We start from the raw sequence: 21,009 nt of genomic DNA on the forward strand, positions 1-21,009 counted from the left end.
ATATTTGCGTGACATCGGGGACTGGCACCATCTTTTCGGCGCTGCCGAAACGCGTTACGCTGAGGCCATGGACTTGCTGCGCCACAAGAAGTCGGCCGCCGGACGCGGTTTCCTCGACGATCAGTTTCTGATTGCCATGCCCGGCATGAAGGACGACCGTTTCGCGCGCTCCGTCATCTACATCTGCGCCCATAGCGACGAGGGCGCGATGGGACTGATCATCAACCAGACGCAGCAGATGCTGTTTCCGGACTTGCTTGTGCAACTCGGCATCATGAACGAGCAGGAAGCGATCCGCCTGCCGGCGCATACGCGCGATTTCGTCGTGCGCAACGGCGGCCCCGTCGACCGCAGCCGCGGCTTCGTGCTGCATTCGGGCGACTATCGCGTGGAATCCTCTCTCAACGTCTCCGACGACATCTGCCTGACGGCAACCGTCGATATCCTGCGCGCCATCTCGACCGGCCGCGGCCCGCGCCATGCCCTCATGGCGCTCGGCTATTCCGGCTGGGGCGCTGGCCAGCTCGAAACGGAGATCTCCGAAAATGGCTGGCTCACCTGTCCAGCGACGCCAGAGCTTCTCTTCGACATCGATATCGAGCGCAAATACGACCGTATCCTTGCCTCGATCGGCATCGACCTCGCCCATCTGAGCGCCGCCGCCGGGCACGCTTAGCCTACCGAGCAGACGCAGAGGCCGTTTCGAAACTCGCTCATGCGAGTCATATGGTGGTGATTTCGAGAACCGGAGCGGAGCGTGCTTAACGCACGTGAGCACCGGAAGCGCAGAAAGCGCCGCCAGATGGCCGCAGGAGCAGAGTTTCCAAACGGCCTCTAAGCCTGGGTCAGCGGATACTGCTCCCTCAGCGTCTTCAATACCTGGTCGCCGGGCATCGGCGCGCCGAACATGAAGCTCTGCACATATTCGCAGCCCATCTGGCGCAACTCCAGCGCGTCGCTTTCATCCGAAATGCCTTCCGCCACGACCGAAAGCCCGAGCTCATGCGCCATGTTGACCATCGATTTGAGCAGCACGGCGCGCTTCGGCGTGGCGTCGTCGACGAAGCTCTTGTCGATCTTGATGGTGTCGAAGGGGAAGCGCGTCAGATAGGAGAGCGAGGAATAGCCGGTGCCGAAATCGTCGAGCGACAGTCCGATGCCGAGCTGCTTCAGCTTGGTCAGCACATGCGCGGTCTGCTCGGGATTGTCCATCACCAGGGATTCGGTGAGCTCGAGCCGGAAGCAGCGCGGTTTTAGATTGGCGCGCGCGATCACCGAGCGGACGTCGCTGACCAGGTCGCGGCGGATGAGCTGGCGGCTGGACAGGTTGACCGAGACCGAGAGCGGCGCGTCGCCGATCTGCTTCTGCCAGGTGGCGAGGTCCTCGGCCGCCTGCTGCATGGCGAACAGGCCGAGCTGCACGATCAGCCCGCAATTCTCGGCGACCGGAATGAAGTCCCCCGGCGGGATCATGCCGCGGCGCGGATGGTCCCATCGCAGCAGCGCCTCGAAGCCGGCGACGCTGCCGTCCTCCAGCCGCACGATCGGCTGGTAGGCAAGCGTGAACTCGCGCCGCTCGATGGCGCGGCGAAGGTCGGATTCGAACTGCAGCCGGTCGGTGCCGACGGTGCGGAAGGCGGGACGAAAGGGCTCGATTCTATCGCCGCCGAAACGCTTGGCCTGGTGCATGGCAAGCTCGGCATCCTTGACCATGTCCTCGGCCGAAGTCTGCGCCGTCGTCCAGGTGATCAGGCCGATCGATGCGGTGAGCACGATTTCTCGCTTGGCGAAGGTGATCGGATTATTGATCGCGTGCTTGATGGCGTCCGCCACGGCAGCGATGCGGGCCGGGTCCTGTTCCGAAAGCAGCATCAGCGCGAACTGGTCGCCGGCAAAGCGCGACAGCGAATCCTTCGGCTTGAGCAGCCGGTGCAGCCGGCGCGCGACAGTGAGCAGAATGGTGTCGCCGGCGGAGATGCCGAGGCCGTCATTAACCTGCTTGAAGCGATCGATATCGATGATGAAGACCGTCGGGCGCACCTTCTCCTCGGTGCGGGCGATCGAGATGATCGCTTCCAGCCGGTTCATGAACAATTCGCGGTTCGGCAGGCCGGTCAAATTGTCATGCACGGCGTCGTGCAGCAGCCTTTCCTCGGATTTCTTCTGCTCGGTGACGTCGATCATGGTGCCGACGCAGCGGATCACCTCGCCGTCGGAGCCGATCACCGGGCGGGCGCGCAGCGAGAACCAGTGGTAATGGCCGTCGGCGCCGCGCAGGCGGAAGTTCTGCGCCACCTTGCCGCGCCTATGCTCCAGCACCACGTCGAGCGTGGTGCGGAACGTGTCGCGGTCGTCGGCATGCAGCACCGGCAGCCAGTTGCGCGCCGCGCCCCCAAGGCTGTTGGGCGCAAGGCCGAGCTGCAGACTGATGTCCGGCTTGGTCACCACGCGGTCGCGCAGCACGTCCCAGTCCCAGACGATGTCGCCCGAGCCGGCGACGGCGAGCGCCTGCCGCTCGAGGTCGGAGAACAGGCCCTGGTGCAGCGCGCCACCGGCGAAGGCGTGCTGCATGACCGTGAAGCCGATCAAGAGGATGATCAGGATCAACCCGCCGCCCAGCGCCGGCTGGGCGATGTCGTTGTCCAGCATGCCGGTGATCGCCATCCACGACCCGCATAGCCATAGCAGCACCATCACCCAGCTCGGCACCAGCATGATCGCGCGGTCATAGCCGCGAATGCCGAGGAAGATGATCAGGCCGAGGCCGGTGAGCGCGGTGGCGGCGAACGAGATGCGGGCAACGCCGGCGGCGACCGCCGGATCGACGATGGCCACCCCCGCGATCAACAGCAGCCCGAGGATCCAGACCAGCGCGCCGTAGCTGAAATGACCATGCCATCGGTTGAGATTGAGATAGGCGAACAGGAACACCACGAAGGTTCCGGCCAAGGCCACCTCCGTGCCGGCCCGCCAGATCTGCTCGTTGCCGGGCGATATCTCGATGATCTTGTTGAGGAATCCGAAATCGACGCAGATATAGGCCAGCACCGCCCAGGCGAGCGCCGCGGTCGCCGGGAACATCGAGGTTCCCTTGACCACGAACAGGATCGTCAGGAACAGCGCAAGAAGCCCCGAAATGCCGATGACGATGCCGCGGAACAGCGTATAGGAGTTGACCGAGTCCTTGTAGGAATCCGGCTCCCAGAGATAGACCTGCGGCAGTTTCGGCGAGGCGAGCTCGGCGATGAAGGTCACCACCGTTCCGGGGTTCAGCGTCACCCGGAACACGTCGGCGTCCGGGCTTGTCTGGCGGTCGAGCGCGAAGCCCTCGCTGGGCGTGATGGCGGCGATGCGCGTGGAGCCGAGATCCGGCCAGAATATGCCGGAATTCACCAGCCGGAAATGCGGCGCGACGATCAGCCGGTCGAGCTGCTGGTCGGTGGTGTTGGCGAGCGCGAAGACGGCCCAGTCGCCGCTCGAGCGAGCGTCATTGGCTTCCACCTCGATGCGCCGAACGATGCCGTCGGGGCCGGGCGCCGTCGAGACCTGGAAATTCTCACCCTGGTTCCGGTAGATTTCCACAGCCCGCGACAGGTCCAGCGCCTTGTCGTCGCGCGCGATCTTGATCGGCTCGACGGCAAAAGCCGGCATGGCGGAAAAAAGCGTGACGACGACCGTCATGATGAGGGCGAACAGCGACGCTAATCGCGGAAAATTCGTCACAATCAGCCCTTCGTTCCATCGCCCGGCGGATCGTCCGCGATCCGGGCGTAGAGGTAGTGATCCTGCCAGATGCCATTGATCCTGAGATAGGATCGCAGAAGTCCTTCGCGCCGGAATCCGGCTTTTTCAAGCACACGGATCGACCGGGCATTTTCGGGAATACAGGCAGCTTCGATCCGGTGCAACCGCAGCGTATCGAAGGCGAAGCGCGACACCAGCTTGACCGCCTCGGTCATCATGCCGCGGCCGCCGAAGCGTTCACCGATCCAGTAGCCGATATGGCCGCTCTGCGCGACGCCGTGGCGGATGTTGCCGAGCGTGATGCCGCCGGCGAGCTTGCCGCTCGATTTTTCGAAGATGAAGAAGGCGATGGCCGTGCCTTGGGCATAATCTTCGCGGTAGCGGCTGATGCGCAGGCGCCAGGCATTGCGGTCGAGCTCGTCCGGCTGCCAGCGCGGCTCCCAGGGTTCGAGGAAGGCGCGGCTTTCGCCGCGCACGGCCGACCATTCGCGGTAGTCGTTGGTCAAGGGCACGCGCAGCGTGACCTTGTCGCCCTTCAGTGCCGGCAGGTCGCGGCGAAAGAAAGGGAGCGCGAACACGGTTTTGGTCGAAGATTAGACGGCGAGCCGGCGGGCCGTCGTCTGCGGGCCCGCAAGCGATTCGAGGATCGCCTCGTAGGGCGCCAGCGTGCCCACCGGGCCGACCGCGGTAAGCGTCGGCTTGGTCGAGAACAGCCGCGAGGAGAGGTCGGTCAGCCGTTCGACGGTCAGCGCCGAAAGCCGCTCCATCAATTCCTCCTTGGCGATCGGCCGTCCGAACAACAGCAGTTGCCGGGCAATCTGCGAGGCGCGGCTCGCTGGGCTTTCGGCCGACATGATCAGGCCGGCGCGATATTGCGCCCGCGCCCGGTCGAGCTCGTCCTGCTGGATGCTCTCGCCGGCCTTCTGCAATTCGCCGATGATCACCGGCACCAGCTTGGCGATGTCGCTCTGCCCGGTGGCGGCATGCACGCCGAAGATGCCGGTGTCGGAAAAACCCCAGTGGAAGGCATAGACCGAGTAGCAGAGGCCGCGCTTCTCGCGCACCTCCTGGAACAGCCGCGACGACATGCCGCCGCCCAGGATCATCGACAGCACCTGCGAGGCGTAGAAATCGCGCACATGGTAGGCGCGGCCTTCGAAGCCGAGCACGATCTGCGCATCCATCAGGTCGCGGTCCTCGCGGAAGTCGCCGCCGACATATTGCGCGTATTGAGGGATATTGCCCGCCGCCTTGGCGCGGAAGCCGCCAAGCCGCTTCTCGACCTCGCGCACGAAATTGTCGTGCTTGACGTCGCCGGCGGCCACGACGACCATCCGCTCGGCGTCATATTGGCGCTCGATGAAGCTGTGCAGCTGTTTGGAAGTGAAGGATTTGACCGTCTCCGGCGTGCCGAGGATCGAGCGGCCGATGGTCTGATGACGGAAGGCCGTTTCGGTGAAGCGGTCGAAGACGATGTCGTCGGGCGTGTCGTGCGCGGCGCCGATCTCCTGCAGGATCACATGCTGCTCGCGCTCCAGCTCGTCGGGATCGAATTCGGATTCCTGCAGGATGTCGGCCAGGATATCGACCGCCAGCGGCACGTCGTCGGAAAGCACCCTGGCGTAGTAGGAGGTCGTCTCGACGCTGGTGGCGGCGTTGATCTCGCCGCCGACATTCTCGATTTCCGAGGCGATCTCGAAGGCGCTGCGGCGCTTCGTGCCCTTGAACGCCATGTGCTCGAGCAAATGGGCCATGCCATGCTCTTCGTCGCGCTCGTTGCGGGCGCCTGACTTCACCCAGACACCAAGGGCAACCGATTCGATGCTTGGAAGGGTTTCGGTGGCGACTGTCAGGCCGTTCGACAGACGGCTTACCTCAACACCCATATGGCAAGTACTCCTTAATGCGCCGCCCGCGAGTGGCGGTCCACGCAATCTTCCACCATTTTCAAGTCGGATGGAAGTATCGTGTATTTTTCGTCGGCTGTCATCAAGCCGCCTAGCCATGCGGGCAGGGCAGGGGTGATGCCGCTCGCGGCCTCGACCGCCGCCGGGAATTTCGCCGGATGCGCGGTGCCGAGCACGACCATGGGCACCGCGCCGGAGTCCTGGGCGGCGGCGACATGAACGGCGGCGGCCGTATGCGGATCGAGCAGGTAGTTGCTCGCCTCGAGCGTCGCGCGGATGGTGGCGGCGACCTCGTCGATGCTAGCGCGGCCGGCGTCGAACTCGGCGCGGATGCGCTTGAGCTCGCCTTCCTCGACGGTGAAGGCGCCCGACTGCTTCAGGCCGTTCATATAGCGCCGCACCGTCTCGGCATCGCGGCCCGCTGCCTCGAACAGCAAGCGCTCGAAATTCGACGACACCTGGATGTCCATCGACGGCGAGGTCGTGGCGAACACGCCCCTGGTGCGGTATTCGCCGCTCGCCAGCGTGCGCGCCAGGATGTCGTTGTCGTTGGTGGCGATAATCAGCCGCTCGATCGGCAGGCCCATGCGCTTGGCGGCGTAACCGGCGAAAATATCGCCGAAATTGCCGGTCGGCACGGTGAAGGAGACCGGCCTGTCGGGCGCACCGAGCGACAACGCAGACGAGAAATAATAGACGATCTGGGCCATGATTCGGGCCCAGTTGATAGAATTCACACCCGACAGCGACACTCTGTCGCGAAAGGCGTGGTCGTTGAACATGTCCTTCACCAGGCCCTGGCAGTCGTCGAAATTGCCCTCGACCGACAGCGCATGGACGTTTGCCGCGCTCGACGTCGTCATCTGGCGCTGCTGCACCGGCGAGACCTTGCCGTGCGGGAACAGGATGAAGATGTCGGTGCGGTCGCGGCCGGAGAATGCGTCGATCGCAGCGCCCCCGGTGTCGCCCGAGGTCGCGCCGACGATGGTGGCGCGCTGGCCGCGTTCTGAAAGCACATGATCCATCAGCCGCGCCAGCAACTGCATCGCCACGTCCTTGAAGGCCAGGGTCGGGCCGTGGAACAGCTCGAGGATGAAGGTGTTTTTCCCGGTCTGCACCAGCGGGCAGACGGCCTCATGCCGGAAAGTCGCATAGGCCTCGCGCACCAGCCGCTCGAAGACGGGCGCCGCGATCTCGCCGCCGAGGAACGGCGTTAGCACGCGGATGGCAAGGTCCGGATAGGCAAGGCCGCGCATGGCGCGGATGTCGGCGGCCGAAAACTGCGGCCACTCGCGCGGCACGTAAAGCCCACCGTCGCGCGCCAGGCCGGCCAGCACAGCGTCGGAAAATCCAAGCGCGGGCGCATCCCCGCGGGTACTCACATATTGCATCGTCAAAGGCCTATTGCTGCCGGTCGCGTCATCCACGGCAATTGGTTAATTTTCCGAGCCCGCTCAGTCGCATTTTTGCCGCGCGGTTGCTATACGTCACCGGCTTTGTGAGAGGGAAGTGCAGTTTCATGGCGTTTTATTCGGTCAACCGTCGTTTTGTCGCGGGTCTGGCGCTCACCGGCTTTATGCTTGCCGCCGCCGGCTGCCAATCGAGCGACAATGGTATTCTTAACTTTGGTTTAACCAAGAAGGATCCCGTCGCGCCGCCGCCGCCGCAGGATCCCAAGATCCTCGCCAGCCAGTTGCGCGCCTATTGCCCGAAAGTGACGCTGCGCGACGGCACCGCCTATTTCAACACCTATGCCAAGGGCACGACGGCGAAGCCCAAGAAAAAGAAGGTTGACGCCGCGGCCGACGCCGAGGCCCAGGCAGCCGCCGCGGCCGCACAGACCGGACCTAACGGCCAGCCGATCGATCCCGCTCACGATCCGGCGAAGATCATCTACCAGGCGTCGATCACCGACGTGACGCGCGATTGCACCCATGCCAACGGCCAGATGTCGATGAAGATAGCCGTCGCCGGCAAGGTCGTGCCGGGGCCGATGTTCGCGCCCGGCACCGTCACCATGCCGATCCGCATCGCGGTTCAGCATGGCGACGAGGTGCTTTATTCGCAGCTGCATCCGTACCAGGTGCAAATTACCGACCCATCGGCCGCTACCCAATTCGTCTTCGTCGACAACAATGTCGTGGTGCCGGAGCCGACCGCGCGCGACTACCAGGCCTATGCCGGCTATGACGAGAACATGCCGGCCGCCTCGGCCGACAAGTCGAAAGGCAAGGGGAAGAAGCGCGTCCCGGCGACGAACTGAGACGGCGACTGGCTATGTCACCTACATCGAAAGGGGCTACTAAGCAGCGCCCCATCGACGAGGCAGGCCGAAATTCGGATCGTTCAGCCAAAGAGGACCGGACGGCTGTTCTGCTGGATAGAATTAAGGCAGCTTTCAATAGTGATGAAGAAGACGCTGCTATAACTGCAGCGGCGCGGACCGATCCAGACGCTCAGCCGAATCTGATCAGGCGAGGTCGCCCCCGGCTATCAAACGCCAAGCTGGCGGTCCTTCTTCGACTCGACCCTGACGTTATCGAGCGTTTCAAGGCGGGCGGCACGAGATGGCAAACCCGCATGAACGATGCTCTTCGGAGAGCGGCAGGTCTGGATTGAGAGACAGCGTTTCGTTTGCGTCTGTCCGCGCAGTCATAAAGAACCGATAGTGTCTCAGGCGTCTTCCGACCACTCCGACAGCGCCGCGATCGTGCTGTTGAGCTCCGCCCAGCGCCGGATGACCGTTTCGGCGCCGGCCTCGGTCAGCGCATCGGCATGGCCCGGATAGCTGTGCCCGGCGCCGGTGAAGCCGATGACGCGCATGCCGGCGGCCCTGGCGCCGGCGATGCCGTGCACGGAATCCTCGATCACGAAAGTGTTCTTCGGGTTGGCGCCGAGCTTTTCGGCGGCGTAGAGGAACACGTCCGGCGCCGGCTTGGTCTTCTTGCTGGGAATATCAAGGCCCGAAAAGATGCGGCCGGCGAAGAACGGCAGCAGCCGCACTTTCTCCAGCATGAATTCAACCCGCTCGGTGCGTGAATTGGAGCAGACGGCGCGTGGCGCGGTGACTGCGGCAACCGCCTCGCGGGCGCCGTCGATGACGCGCACGTCTGCGCGCAGCTTGCGGTCGACGAGTTCTTCCTCGCGGTCGATCAGCGAGGCCTGGAATGGGATCCGCGACTTCTCCTCGACCCGCAGCATGATGTCCTTGAAAGTCAGGCCGGCATAGGTCTCGGCAAGCTCCTCGGCCGAAATCTCGAATCCGGCCGACGTCAGAAGCTCGGCATCGACACGCGCGGCGATGATTTCGGAATCGACGAGCACGCCGTCGCAATCGAAGATGACAAGGTCTGGCTGGGGCATGGCAATCCGGAAGTTGAGAAGGGGAGCATGGCATGGCTGGCCCAAGCGGTGCGGCATACACCAATGGGCCGGTCTTCGCAAACCGCGCATGCGTCTGCAGCCTTCACCGAATGTTTACGCTGATCGGTAACCATAACAGCCAGTAAACCGTAACGCGTGCTTTGGGTGTTTTGATGTCTGCCATGCGTCTTCTCGACGAGCTTTCCCACGTCCCCCAGCGGTCCGAATGGCTGGACACCATCCTGAAAGGCGATTCCGTCGCCGCGCTCGACCGGCTGCCGGAAAAGTCGATCGACGTCATCTTCGCCGACCCGCCCTACAATCTGCAGCTCGACGGCGACCTGCACCGGCCCGACCAGTCCAAGGTCGACGCCGTCGACGACGACTGGGACCAGTTCGAGAGTTTCGAGGCCTACGACGCCTTTACTCGTGCCTGGCTGCTCGCGGCGCGCCGCGTGCTGAAGCCCAGCGGCACCATCTGGGTCATCGGCTCCTATCACAACATCTTCCGCGTCGGCGCCCGCATGCAGGATCTCGGCTTCTGGATCCTCAACGACATCGTCTGGCGCAAGACCAACCCGATGCCGAATTTCCGCGGCCGCCGCTTCCAGAACGCGCATGAGACGATGATCTGGGCCTCGCGAGACCAGAAGGCCAAGGGCTACACCTTCAACTACGAAGCGCTGAAGGCCTCGAACGACGACCTGCAGATGCGCTCCGACTGGCTGTTTCCGATCTGCACCGGCGGCGAGCGGCTCAAGGACGAGAATGGCAACAAGCTGCATCCGACGCAGAAGCCGGAAGCCTTGCTTGCCCGCATCATGATGGCCTCGACCAAGCCGGGCGACGTCGTGCTCGATCCCTTCTTCGGTTCCGGCACCACCGGCGCCGTCGCCAAGCGCCTTGGCCGCCACTTTGTCGGCATCGAGCGCGAACAAGCCTATATCGATGCCGCCAATGAGCGCATCGCCGCGGTGCGCCCGTTGGAAAGCGCCGATCTCACCGTGCTTTCCGGCAAGCGCGCCGAACCGCGCGTCGCCTTCATCAGCCTGCTCGACAACGGCCTGATGACGCCGGGCGCGACGCTCTACGACGCCAAGAAGCGCTGGGCGGCCAAAGTGCGCGCCGACGGCACGCTGGCCATCGGCGACAGCGCCGGCTCGATCCACAAGATCGGCGCCGAGGTGCAGGGGCTGGATGCCTGCAACGGCTGGACCTTCTGGCACTATGAACGCAGCGGCGGCTTGACCCCGATCGACGAGCTGCGCCGCATCGCCCGCCTCGGCATGGAGCGGGCAGGGGCCTGATCCGCCTGAAGCTGAATCAAAACGTCAACGGATCGCCGCAAGCGATTCAGATCAGGCTGCAATCCCCAGCCGCTCAAGGTCTGCCTTAAGCGCCTTGGCGTCGGTGAACAGCACGGCCTGCCAGCCTGCCGCTTTGGCGCCATCGACATTTTTCTGGCTGTCGTCGATGAACAGCGTCGCCAGCGGTTTGAGCCCGAATGCGGCGACGTGATGGTCGTAGATCGCCTGATCCGGCTTGATCAGGCCGATCTCGCCGGAGACGGTGACGCCGCGCGGCCGATTGAGGAAATCGAAACGTTGCCTGGCTTCGGCAAGCGTATCGGCGGCGAAGTTGGTCAGCATCGTCACGTCGTGGCCCCTCTCGATCAGGCCGAGCATGACGGCGACGCTATCCTCGTAGGCATGCGGCACCATCTCATGCCAGTGGCGGCGGAAATTTCGGATGTTCTCGGCATGATCGGGATGTTCGGCGATCAGTGCCGCCTCGGCCTCTTCCCATGTCCGCCCCCGATCCTGCTCGATGTTCCAGGCGCTCGTGCAGACATTGTCGAAGAACCACCTCCGCTCCTCGGCATCGGGGATCAGGCGGCTGAACGGAATGTCCGGATCGTAATGGATAAGCACCTTGCCGATGTCAAAGACGATATGGCGGATTTCGGTCATTGCGGTCCTTTCAATGCGGGTGCTGCTTTTTGGTCGCGCCCGGTATGGCCGTCTCGATTACCTTTTTCATGACGGTGGGCAGCGCTTCCCCGGAAATTTCATGGGCCAGCGACCAGAAATGCCCGTCGGGCGCATCGCGCTTGACGTGGGCATGAAAGATGTCGAGCTCGAGAGCGAAATGGGTGAAGACATGGCCGATCTGCCCGGCGCGCCGCCAATCGGCGGGAAAAGGCGCGGCGTCCGCTGTCGTCGCGCCATCCACCCTGGCGGTCCAGGCGGTGGTCGGCACTTCGGTCATGCCGCCGAGCAGGCCTTTGTCGGGCCGCTTGCGCAAGAGGATGGCGCCGTCATCGCGCTCGGCGACGAAGGCGGCACCCTTGCGCAGCGGCTTGTCGGCCTTCGGCAGGCGGACCGGAAAGCGTTCCGGATCGCCGCTGAGAATGGCGCTGCAATCCTCGCGCACCGGGCACAGCATGCAGCGCGGCCGCTTCGGCGTGCAGATCGTCGCGCCGAGATCCATCATCGCCTGGGCGAAATCGCCGGGCCGCGTTTGCGGGACCAGCTTTTCCACCAAGGCGCGGATTTGCGGTTTGGCTTCGCTGAGCGGCGTCTCGATTGAATAGAGCCGGGCCACGACCCGCTCGACATTGCCGTCGACGACTGCCGCCGGCCGGTCGAAGGCGATCGCCGCGATCGCCGCCGCGGTGTAGGCACCAATGCCGGGCAATTCGCGCAGGCCCGCCTCAGTGTCGGGAAAGCGGCCGCCTCGCAGCGCCACGAGGTCGCCGCAGGCCTTCAGGTTGCGCGCCCTGGAATAATAGCCGAGCCCGGCCCAGGCCTTCATCACGTCCTCGGCCGGTGCCGCCGCCAGCGCCTCGACGGTCGGCCATTTCTCGACGAAATTGCGGAAATAGGCTTTTACCGCCTCGACCGTGGTCTGTTGCAGCATCACCTCGGACAACCAGACGCGATAGGGGTCGGGCCTTGCGCCGCGCGCAAACGCGCTTGGCGTCACGCGCCAGGGCAGGTCGCGATGATGCGCATCATACCAGGCAAGCAGGCGGGCCCCGATATCCCGGGATCCAGCTTTGCTGGTATCTCCGGATCCCGTATCGCCGGACGGGGCCTTCTGTGATGCCTTGCGGGTCTGATCGAGCGGTGTCATTGATCGGATGAGCTGGGGACTGGAGAACGCACATGGCAGGGAAAAGGCCCTTCGGCAATCCCGTTCCGGTGAGCGATCTCGCGACCGAGATCCTCGATCCGGTGCTGAAGAAGCGCGCCGGCATCTCGATAGGGTTGGTGCAGTCCTGGGAAGAGATCGCCGGACCGCGCCTTGCCGCCTACTCGCGGCCGGAAAGGATCCAGTGGCCGCGCCGGCTGCATGAGGACGACCCGTTCGAGCCGGCGACATTGATCATCGCCTGCGAGGGCATGGCGGCGCTGCATCTGCAGCACGAGGCCGGCGAGGTGATCAACCGCGTCAACGCGTTCCTGGGTTTCAACGCGGTCGGCCGCATCAAGATTCTGCAAAAACCGGTGCTTTCGCAAAAGGCGCGGCCGAAGCCCGCGCCGCGGCCTTTGAGCGAGGCCGAGAAATCGAAGCTTTCGCGCATGGTCGGCAAGATCGAGGACGACGGCCTGCGCGCTTCGCTGGAGCGGCTCGGCGCCACGATTATGGGTGAAAGGAAGCCCAAAGGGTCGTAAGAAGCGTCATGAATGCGTTCCCGATCTCGCGCATTCGTGATGCTTATGATCGAGTTTCCCGATTGGATTGGGGATCGCGATGCCTTAATTCGCGCCAACTCTCGCCTTTTCTAGCCCTTGCATTGCAAAATCCAACCGATATCAGGTGATTCGCATGAACCGTGCCCCGTTTGGCAAAAGTCTGTCTCGCAGAAACCTTCTGACCACGCTGGCTGCTGTTCCTGCGGTGGCGCTGCTTGCCGCATGCAGCGACTCCGGCGAGCAGGCCAAGGCCGCCGATGTGAAGCCGACCAACCCGTCGACGCCTGCCAAGCCGGCCGCCACGCCGGCGGCGGCCCAGGTGCCCGAGGCGCAGGGCACCGTCGACATGGCGGAGCTGCTGAAGCCCGGCGCGCTGCCCGAAAAGCAGCTCGGCAAGGACGACGCCAAGGTCACCATCGTTGAATACGCGTCGATGACCTGCCCGCATTGCGCGCATTTCGCGATGACCACCTTCCCTGAGCTGAAGACCAAATATATCGACACCGGCAAGGCCCGTTACATCCTGCGCGAATTCCCGTTCGACCCGAGCGCCGAGGCCGGCTTCATGCTGGCGCGCTGCTCCAAGGACAACTACTTCGCCATGGTCGACGTGCTGTTCAAGCAGCAGCCGAGCTGGGTTGGCGTCAGCAACACCAAGGAAGCGCTGCTGCAGATCTCCAAGCTCGCCGGTTTTACACAGGAGTCCTTTGAGTCCTGCTTGACGGACCAGAAACTTCTGGACGATGTGAGAGCAGTCCAGAAACGCGGAGCGGACGAGTTCAAGGTCGACTCGACGCCGACCTTCTTCATCAATGGAAAGACCTACAAAGGGGCGATGTCGATTGAGGAAATGTCGGCCATCATCGACCCTCTGCTCTGACATCCAGGCCGCGCCGAAGCGGTCCGGCTTTGGCGTGCACGCCTGTAGTGTTGGGCGGCGCGAATGAAGTTTTCGCGCCTTCGCCTCCTCGGTTTCAAGTCCTTCGTCGAGCCCGGCGAGTTCGTCATCGAACGCGGGCTGACCGGCATTGTCGGGCCGAACGGCTGCGGCAAGTCGAACCTCGTCGAAGCGCTGCGCTGGGTGATGGGCGAAAGCTCCTACAAGAACATGCGCGCGTCCGGCATGGACGACGTGATCTTCTCGGGCTCGGGTGCGCGGCCGGCGCGCAACACCGCCGAAGTCACGCTTTTCCTTGACAATACCGACCGCACGGCACCCGCGGCCTTCAACGATGCCGACGAATTGCAGGTGTCGCGCCGCATCGAGCGCGAGGCGGGCTCGCTCTACCGCATCAACGGCAAGGAAGCGCGCGCCAAGGACGTGCAGCTTCTGTTCGCCGACCAGTCGACAGGCGCGCGCTCGCCCTCGATGGTTGGGCAGGGCCGTATCGGCGAGCTGATCCAGGCCAAGCCCCAGGCCCGTCGCGCGCTGCTCGAAGAGGCGGCAGGCATTTCCGGCCTACACACGCGCCGTCATGAAGCCGAGCTCAGACTGAAGGGTGCTGAGCAGAATCTCGAGCGGCTGGACGACGTCGTCGGCGAGCTGGAAGGCCAGATCGAGAGCCTGAAGCGCCAGGCGCGCCAGGCCTCGCGCTTCAAGAACCTGTCGGCCGATATTCGCAAGGCCGAGGCAACGCTCTTGCATCTGCGCTGGACGCTGGCCAAGACGCAGGAAGGCGAGGCGCGTTCAGCACTTGCCGTTGCCACCACGCTGGTCGGCGACCGCGCCGCCGCGCAGATGGCGGCGGCCAGGGAGCAGGGCATAGCCGCGCACCGGCTGCCGGATTTGCGTGATGCGGAAGCTGCCGCCGCAGCCGCCTTCCAGCGCCTGTCGATCGCCAAGACCCAGATCGAGGAAGAGGCCGGCCGCATCCGTGCGCGCCAGACCGAGCTCGAACGCCGGCTGCAGCAGCTCGACGCCGACATTGCCCGCGAGGAGCGGATGGTGCGCGACAATGCCGACATCCTCGAGCGCCTGCGCGCCGAGGAGGCCGAGCTCAATTCGGAAAACGCAGGTGCTGCCGAGCGCGAGGCGACCACGCGCGCCGCCTTCGAGCAGGCCGGCGCGACGCTGTCGCAAAGCGAGGCAAAACTTGCCGCGCTGACCGCCGGGCGCGCCGAGGCGGCCGCCTCGCGCCACCAGATCGAGCGCACGCTGCGCGAGACCGCCGAGCGCCGCGACCGCTTCGCCCGCCAGCTCGCCGAGGTCGACCGCGAGCTTTCCGATATCGTCGCGCGGATTTCCGGCCTGCCCGATCCGGCCGAAAAGCGCCTGCTGGTCGAGGACGCGCTGGCTCGGCTGGAAGAGAGCGAGGCCGGCGCCATTGCCGCCGAGCAGGCAGTCGCCGAGGCTCGCGCGGCCGAAAGCGCCGCAAGGCCTCCGATGCAGGATGCAAGGGCCGAACTGGCGCGCATCGAGACCGAAGCGCGCACGCTGGCCAAGATCCTCAACGCCGCCAGCGGCGATCTCTTTCCCTCCGTGCTGGAGCAGATCAATGTCGAGCGCGGCTATGAAACCGCGCTTGGCGCAGCCCTCGGCGAGGATCTCGACGTCCCGCTCGACCGCAGCGCCCCGGTGCATTGGGGCGAAAGCGTGGTGCAGCCCAGCGATGCGGCGCTGCCCGAAGGCGTCAAGAGCCTTGCCAGCGTCGTGCGCGCGCCGCCGCAGCTTGCCCGCCGCCTCGCGCAGATCGGCATCGTCGACGGCGCCGACGGCCGTCGTCTCCAGGCGCAGCTTGCGCCTGGCCAGCGGCTGGTCAGCCGCGACGGCGCGCTCTGGCGCTGGGACGGCCTGACCGCGAGCGCCGATGCCCCGACCGCCGCCGCGCAGCGGCTGGCGCAGAAGAACCGTCTGGCCGAGCTCGACGCCGAAGCCGTGCAGGCGACGCGCGTCGTGCGCGAGGCCGAGGAAGCGCTGGCTCGCGCCGAGCAGGCGATGCGCCAGGCAAGCGAGGCCGAGCGCAATGCGCGCCAAGCCGGCCGCGATGCCCAGCATGCGCTGGATGCCGCGCGCAACGCGCTGGCCGAGGCCGAGAAGGCCGGCGGCGAGCTGTTGAGCCGGCGCGCCGCGCTAGAAGAGGCACGCGCTCGCATCGTTGACAGCCACGAGGAGACGCAGGCCTCCTTCCTCGAAGCCGAGGAGATGCTGAAGGACGCGCCCGATCTCGGCGACCTGCAGCTTCAGCTCGAACAGGCTTCCGCCAACGTCTCGCGCGACCGCGCCACGCTTGCCGATGCACGCGCCGTGCATGAAGGGCTGCGGCGCGAGGCCGAGGCGCGCATTCGCCGGTTGGACGCCATCGGTGCCGAGCGCAGGAGCTGGCTGGAGCGCGCCGAAAATGCCTCGACGCAGATCGCCGCCCTTGGCGAGCGCAAGGCGGAGGCCGAAGCCGAGCGCGAGCAGCTGGCCGATGCGCCCGACGAGATCGACGCCAAGCGCCGCGCCCTGCTGACGCAGCTTTCCGAGGCCGAGGCGCTGCGCAAGGCTGCCGGCGACCGCCTGCAGGAGGCGGAAAACAAGCAGGCGGAGCTCGACAAGGCGGCCACCGCCGCCATCCAGTCGCTCGCCGAATCGCGCGAAACCCGCGTTCGCGCCGAGGAGCGGCTCACCGCAGCGGATGAACGCCGCGCCGAGATCGAGGCGCGTATCCAGGAGGCGCTGAACACGCCGCCGCATCTGGTCATCAAGCATACCGGCCTCGAAGCCGACGATCCGATGCCCGACATGGCCGAGATCGAACGCCAGCTCGACCGGCTGAAGATCGAGCGCGAGCGGCTCGGCGCCGTCAATTTGCGCGCCGAGGAAGAGCAGAAGGAATTGTCGGAGCGCCTGGAAACCATCGTTTCCGAGCGCGAGGATATCATCGAGGCGATCCGCAAGCTGCGCCAGGCAATCCAGAGCCTCAACCGCGAGGGCCGCGAGCGGCTGCTGTCGGCCTTCGAGGTGGTCAACGGCCATTTCCAGCGGCTGTTCTCGCATCTGTTCGGCGGCGGCACGGCCGAGCTGCAGTTGATCGAGTCCGATGATCCGCTGGAGGCGGGGCTGGAAATCCTCGCCCGCCCGCCCGGCAAGAAGCCGCAGACCATGACGCTGCTTTCCGGCGGCGAGCAGGCGCTGACGGCGATGTCGTTGATCTTCGCGGTGTTCCTCACCAACCCCGCGCCGATCTGCGTGCTCGACGAGGTCGACGCGCCGCTCGACGACCACAATGTCGAGCGCTTCTGCAATTTGATGGACGAGATGTCGAAGACCACCGAGACGCGCTTCGTCATCATCACCCACAATCCCATCACCATGGCGCGCATGGACCGGCTGTTCGGTGTCACCATGGCCGAGCAGGGCGTCAGCCAACTGGTCTCGGTCGATCTGCAGGCCGCCGAGGCGATGCGCGAGGCGAGCTGAGAACTCGGCCGGTTCAGGCTGGCGAACCGATCTACTTCTCCGCAGCCGTAGCAGGCGCCGTGTAGCGCCGCCGCACGGCGTCGATCACCAGCTTGCGGCTCTCGTCGGCCGACAATGTCTTGTTCTTCTCCGCTTCAGCCGTTTCTCGGGCGAGGTCCTCGTCCCTGATCTGCTGGCGGAACCATTTGGAATAGTCGCCGGCGCGCAGATGGTATTCCCATGTCTTGTCGTCGATGCCTTCCGCCATCTGCGCGAAGATGATGAGATTGTGGGCCCTGAGGTTCATCGCCTTCCTCGGACCGGTGAAGTAGAAGCTGCCCGCCTCGTCGAGTTCGCCTTCTGCATATTTGCGGCTGTGGCGCTTCAGCGACTGGTCGGGCTCGATTGCCTTTACCGTGAACGGCTTCTTGCCGTCGTGCGGCCGCCAGAACAGCACCCGGTCGCCCTTGGGCAACGGAATGTTCTTTGGAGCCTGGAGCCCTGTTTCCTTGCAGAAGGTTTTGATCACGCCCTTTGCCTTGGGCCCAAGCGCAATCACCGCTGTCACCAGGCCGAGCGCATCGGTCGAGATCGCTTCCGGATGGACGGTGATCAGCACCGTGCCGGGCAGCTCGATCGAAAGCACGGATCGCGTATCCCCGCGTCGCTTGGGCATCAAATGATGCGCCTCGTCGATGATCAGCCAGTGCGGCCTTGCCGTGCGATAGCGGATATTGCCGAGCCCGGGCAGCAATTCGGCGAAGAAATCGGGCCTTTCATCGACCTTCAGCGCCAGGCCGTTGACCACGATATTGGTCTGCGGTTTCTCGATCAATTCCAGCAACTGTTCCTTGTTCGGCGCGGTCGAGCCGTTACCGAGCGGCACCGCGCCTTTCAGTTCGTCATAGTCGCCCTCGGGGTCGAAAATGCAGAATTGCAGACCCTTTTCGACCAGCCGCTCGGTGAGCGCCGTGGCCAAGGTCGATTTGCCGATGCCCGAGCTGCCGGCGATCAGCACCGTTTCCATCGGCGACAGATAGATCTCTTTCCCGCGCGAGGTCCCGAGCAGCACGCCGCGCAAGCGTTTCTTAGCCACCAGATGATCGTGCTTGATCAGCTTGCGGATCAGTTCCTCGACGCCCGTGCCGCGCGCCTCCCCGGTGACGAGGTCGGCAGTTTCCTTGACGGCGGGCAGCGCGTTGGCCACCGCGACGCTGCAGCCCGAAGCCCTGAGGAAGGCGTGGTCGTTTTCGGCGTCGCCGACGGCCACCACATTGTGCGGCGACAGCTTCAGGTCGTCTAGCGCCGCCGCCAGCCCGGTCGCCTTGTTGATGCCGGAAGGCAGGATCATCACCGCGCCCTTGTTGAAGATGATCTCCAGCTCCAGCCCGAGCTGCTTGATGACGTCGAGCACGGTGGCTTGGTGCGGCTCCCAGGTGGCGACGATCGAGCGGCCGACGGACAGCGGCTTCACGCCGCGCTTTTTGAGCCTGTCGACAAGATCCGCGGAAGGCGATGGGGCGATCGTGCGCTCTTCCTCGCTGGCCGGCGTGTAGACCAGCGCGCCGTTTTCGGCGACGACCTTGTCGAACAGGGAAAGTTCGGGAAACACCTCCTTGAGATCGGGCAGTTCCCGCCCGGTGACCAGGATCAGCTTGCGCCCGGACTTCTTTAGCTTCTCCAGTGCCAAGATCGTGCTGGCCGCGACCAGGCCATCATGCGCCAGCGTGCCATCATAGTCGGTGGCCAATGCCATGAAATACATCGGTTGAAACCTCTCCGAACGGTGTTTGTCGGTCCGTCTGGAACGAACAACGCCTGTCGGCGGAAAAGGTTTAGGCCGATGGTTGGCGTCGAAACGATCGCGGCGCTTCGAGCAGCTGACGGCGCATCCGGCGCGCCGCCCAGCGGAATTGGAGCGTGCGCCGATGGGAACCCGGTCGGCAGGATCACGTTCCGTCTTGACGAGGTTGCTCCCGCACAAGCGCTCGAGCTGGAGTGAGAGGCCGATCCAATGTATGTCTTTCTGGAGGTCCTGACCGTCGTCCTTGTGGCCGGTGCGATGGCCATGGCGCTCGCCCACGCGCTGGAGCTACCGGGCAAGTTGCTACTCGGTAGGCAAGAGTATTTCGTTGTCCAACGCATCTACTACCCGGGTTTCACGATTGGAGGCGGCATCGCGGAGATCGGTGGGATCCTCGCGACTTTTGCGCTGATGCTGACCTCGAGCGGTGCGCTCCATGTCTGGCTGATCGCCGGCGCCTTGATCGCGCTCCTCGCCATGCAGTTTGTCTTCTGGTTCATGACCCAGCCGGTCAACAAGCACTGGCTGCAGGACGTGGAATTGAACGCGCCGGCAAAGCGCTTCTTCGCGACTGAAGGCAGCGACGGAGCTCCGCTCCCACCAGCGCAGGAGTGGACGGCGTTGCGCAACCGCTGGGAACTGTCGCACGTTATTCGCGCGGCACTGGCGATGCTGAGCCTGATCTTGCTCACCACCGCAATCGCCATTCAAGGCGCCTGATATCCGACCGGCTTTCCGGTCGAACCACGCGATGCTTCAAACGCGTTGGCCGATCATCCGTTCGAGCTCGGCGCTGATTGAGGAGGTTGGCTGGGGCGCCAGGATTCGAACCTGGGAATGTCGGTACCAAAAACCGATGCCTTACCACTTGGCGACGCCCCAGCAGGCGGGCATGCCGCGCTGCGCGCGGCCTTATAGGACGAGGCGGCGCAAAGCTCAATGCCGGGAGATCAACTAAAATCGGCAGTGAGGCGGGGCCGCCATTTCCGGCCAGTTCGTCGCCGATCGCCCGGCGGTGGATCGTAAGCCGCACGCTTCGCGCGGCAGCTTGGGGCAGTGCTGGCGGGAGCGGCTCAGCTCCGGCTTCAGGGAAGCAGGCGATGCATCCTTGCCTACGCCTGGGCCACGCGTGCGCGGCAATCCTCCAGGACGGCCGCAAGCGTATCCTCGAAAGAATGCTCGGGCACCCAGCCGAGCAGAGTCCGTGCGCGGGTCGCGTCGCCAATGATGCATGGCAGATCGCTCGGCCGCAGCCGCAGCGGATCCTGCTCCGTGACGATCCTGACGCTGCTGCGGGCCAGCAGCCGATCGAGGATGTCTCCCATCCGCCAGGAGAGGCCGGACGCAAGGTTGAAAATGGCGTTCGGCGCAAGATCGCGGCTCTTCAGAACCGCGCGCGCATAGGCGTTGGCTATGTCGCGCGCATCCAGGAAATCGCGCCTCGCATCGAGATTGCCGACGCGGATCACCGGCGGAGCCAAGCCCGCTTCGATCCGGGCGATCTGCATGGCGAAGGCCGGCACGGCAAATGCCTCGGTCTGGCCCGGGCCCGTATGATTGAAGGGGCGCATTCGGACACACTTCAACCCCTGGCCTGAAAGCGCGCCGAGCGCGAGGTCGGCCGCGGCCTTGGTCACGGCGTAGTCGTCGACCGGAGCAAGCAGGGTGCCTTCGTCGAGCGGGCGTCCGGTCTTGGCGCTTTCGCCATAGACCAGGCCCGATCCGACATGAACCAGCCAGCAGTCGGGAGCCTTGTCGAGGACGGCATGGGCCACGTTGAGCGCGCCGCCCACATGAATGCGCCATGCGTTGCGGGGATCGGCCTTGGCAGCACCCAGGGCCGCGACCGCCGCCATGTGAATGACATGGGTGGGCCGGTGACGGGCAATGGCATCATGGACGGCGGCCGGATCGGTCACGTCCAGTTCTTCGACCTGGCCGAAGGCGGGATGCGGACCACCATCCTTGGAGGTCGCGGCAATGACAATTTCGCGGCCGCAAATCCTGCGCAGCGCGTCGCCCACATAGGGCCCGACGAAACCGTTGGCGCCGGTTATCAAAACGCGCATGCCGGCCTCACGGATCACGACGAATTGTCCGCATGCGGATGCG

At 64.7% G+C, this 21,009-nt stretch carries 17 protein-coding genes and 1 tRNA gene; 8 read left to right on the plus strand and 10 right to left on the minus strand.

Annotated features, from left to right (window positions below; genetic code table 11):
• The first annotated feature begins 67 nt into the window (after positions 1-67).
• A complete protein-coding gene (locus FJ419_RS15215) occupies positions 68-676 on the plus strand; it encodes a YqgE/AlgH family protein (RefSeq protein ID WP_140694826.1) in 609 nt (202 codons plus the stop codon).
• Between the two features lie 158 nt (positions 677-834).
• Here the strand turns inward: FJ419_RS15215 and FJ419_RS15220 are convergent, their stop codons facing one another.
• From FJ419_RS15220 to thrC, 4 genes are read right to left on the minus strand one after another with little or no spacing between them, the layout of a single operon-like run.
• A complete protein-coding gene (locus tag FJ419_RS15220) occupies positions 835-3,723 on the minus strand; it encodes an EAL domain-containing protein (protein ID WP_181170706.1) in 2,889 nt (962 codons plus the stop codon).
• Positions 3,724-3,725: 2 nt separating this feature from the next.
• Positions 3,726-4,322, minus strand: coding sequence for a GNAT family protein (locus tag FJ419_RS15225; protein WP_140541542.1), 597 nt, complete (start codon positions 4,320-4,322; stop codon positions 3,726-3,728).
• 15 nt (positions 4,323-4,337) lie between these two features.
• On the minus strand, positions 4,338-5,630 hold the full coding sequence (locus tag FJ419_RS15230) for a pitrilysin family protein (protein ID WP_095766779.1): 1,293 nt from the start codon (positions 5,628-5,630) through the stop codon (positions 4,338-4,340).
• A gap of 14 nt (positions 5,631-5,644) precedes the next feature.
• Positions 5,645-7,042 carry a threonine synthase gene (gene thrC / locus FJ419_RS15235; RefSeq protein WP_140694456.1) on the minus strand — a complete coding sequence of 466 codons (1,398 nt, stop codon included), beginning with the start codon at positions 7,040-7,042 and terminating at the stop codon, positions 5,645-5,647.
• Positions 7,043-7,170: 128 nt separating this feature from the next.
• Here thrC and FJ419_RS15240 point away from each other — a divergent pair, with 128 nt between their 5' ends.
• Both FJ419_RS15240 and FJ419_RS31175 read left to right on the plus strand, forming a co-directional pair.
• Entirely contained in the window at positions 7,171-7,914 is a 744-nt protein-coding gene (locus FJ419_RS15240; RefSeq protein WP_140694459.1) for a hypothetical protein, read from the plus strand.
• A 161-nt stretch (positions 7,915-8,075) separates the two neighbouring features.
• A complete protein-coding gene (locus FJ419_RS31175) occupies positions 8,076-8,270 on the plus strand; it encodes a BrnA antitoxin family protein (protein WP_246679217.1) in 195 nt (64 codons plus the stop codon).
• Between the two features lie 54 nt (positions 8,271-8,324).
• Here the strand turns inward: FJ419_RS31175 and FJ419_RS15250 are convergent, their stop codons facing one another.
• Positions 8,325-9,014 (minus strand): HAD family phosphatase, encoded by a 690-nt coding sequence (locus FJ419_RS15250; RefSeq protein WP_140541548.1) that lies wholly within the window; start codon positions 9,012-9,014, stop codon positions 8,325-8,327.
• 173 nt (positions 9,015-9,187) lie between these two features.
• On the opposite strand from FJ419_RS15250, the gene FJ419_RS15255 reads away from it, so the two are divergent.
• A complete protein-coding gene (locus FJ419_RS15255) occupies positions 9,188-10,321 on the plus strand; it encodes a site-specific DNA-methyltransferase (RefSeq protein WP_140694465.1) in 1,134 nt (377 codons plus the stop codon).
• Between the two features lie 51 nt (positions 10,322-10,372).
• On the opposite strand, the gene FJ419_RS15260 is transcribed toward FJ419_RS15255, so the two are convergent.
• Complete coding sequence (locus FJ419_RS15260) at positions 10,373-10,984, minus strand: HAD family phosphatase (RefSeq protein WP_140694468.1); 612 nt, start codon at positions 10,982-10,984, stop codon at positions 10,373-10,375.
• Between the two features lie 10 nt (positions 10,985-10,994).
• A complete protein-coding gene (gene mutY / locus FJ419_RS15265; protein WP_140694471.1) occupies positions 10,995-12,149 on the minus strand; it encodes an A/G-specific adenine glycosylase in 1,155 nt (384 codons plus the stop codon).
• A 32-nt stretch (positions 12,150-12,181) separates the two neighbouring features.
• Between mutY and FJ419_RS15270 the strand changes: the two genes are divergently transcribed.
• The 3 genes from FJ419_RS15270 (at position 12,182) to smc (ending at position 17,114) form a co-directional block, all read left to right on the plus strand.
• Positions 12,182-12,691, plus strand: coding sequence for a DUF721 domain-containing protein (locus tag FJ419_RS15270; protein ID WP_140694474.1), 510 nt, complete (start codon positions 12,182-12,184; stop codon positions 12,689-12,691).
• A gap of 154 nt (positions 12,692-12,845) precedes the next feature.
• Positions 12,846-13,592 carry a DsbA family protein gene (locus FJ419_RS15275; protein ID WP_140694480.1) on the plus strand — a complete coding sequence of 249 codons (747 nt, stop codon included), beginning with the start codon at positions 12,846-12,848 and terminating at the stop codon, positions 13,590-13,592.
• A gap of 63 nt (positions 13,593-13,655) precedes the next feature.
• Positions 13,656-17,114, plus strand: coding sequence for a chromosome segregation protein SMC (gene smc, locus FJ419_RS15280; RefSeq protein ID WP_140694484.1), 3,459 nt, complete (start codon positions 13,656-13,658; stop codon positions 17,112-17,114).
• 31 nt (positions 17,115-17,145) lie between these two features.
• Here the strand turns inward: smc and FJ419_RS15285 are convergent, their stop codons facing one another.
• Positions 17,146-18,858: an HAD family hydrolase gene (locus FJ419_RS15285; RefSeq protein WP_140694487.1), complete on the minus strand. Its 1,713-nt coding sequence runs from the start codon at positions 18,856-18,858 to the stop codon at positions 17,146-17,148.
• 249 nt (positions 18,859-19,107) lie between these two features.
• On the opposite strand from FJ419_RS15285, the gene FJ419_RS15290 reads away from it, so the two are divergent.
• Entirely contained in the window at positions 19,108-19,617 is a 510-nt protein-coding gene (locus FJ419_RS15290; RefSeq protein ID WP_140694493.1) for an anthrone oxygenase family protein, read from the plus strand.
• A gap of 87 nt (positions 19,618-19,704) precedes the next feature.
• On the opposite strand, the gene FJ419_RS15295 is transcribed toward FJ419_RS15290, so the two are convergent.
• Together FJ419_RS15295 and FJ419_RS15300 are read right to left on the minus strand one after the other, a co-directional pair.
• Positions 19,705-19,779, minus strand: a tRNA-Gln gene (locus FJ419_RS15295).
• Positions 19,780-20,009: 230 nt separating this feature from the next.
• Positions 20,010-20,966: an NAD-dependent epimerase/dehydratase family protein gene (locus tag FJ419_RS15300; RefSeq protein ID WP_140694496.1), complete on the minus strand. Its 957-nt coding sequence runs from the start codon at positions 20,964-20,966 to the stop codon at positions 20,010-20,012.
• Positions 20,967-21,009: the final 43 nt, after the last annotated feature.

Origin of the sequence: Mesorhizobium sp. B2-6-2 (assembly GCF_006440615.1) — a bacterium.
GTDB lineage: Bacteria > Pseudomonadota > Alphaproteobacteria > Rhizobiales > Rhizobiaceae > Mesorhizobium.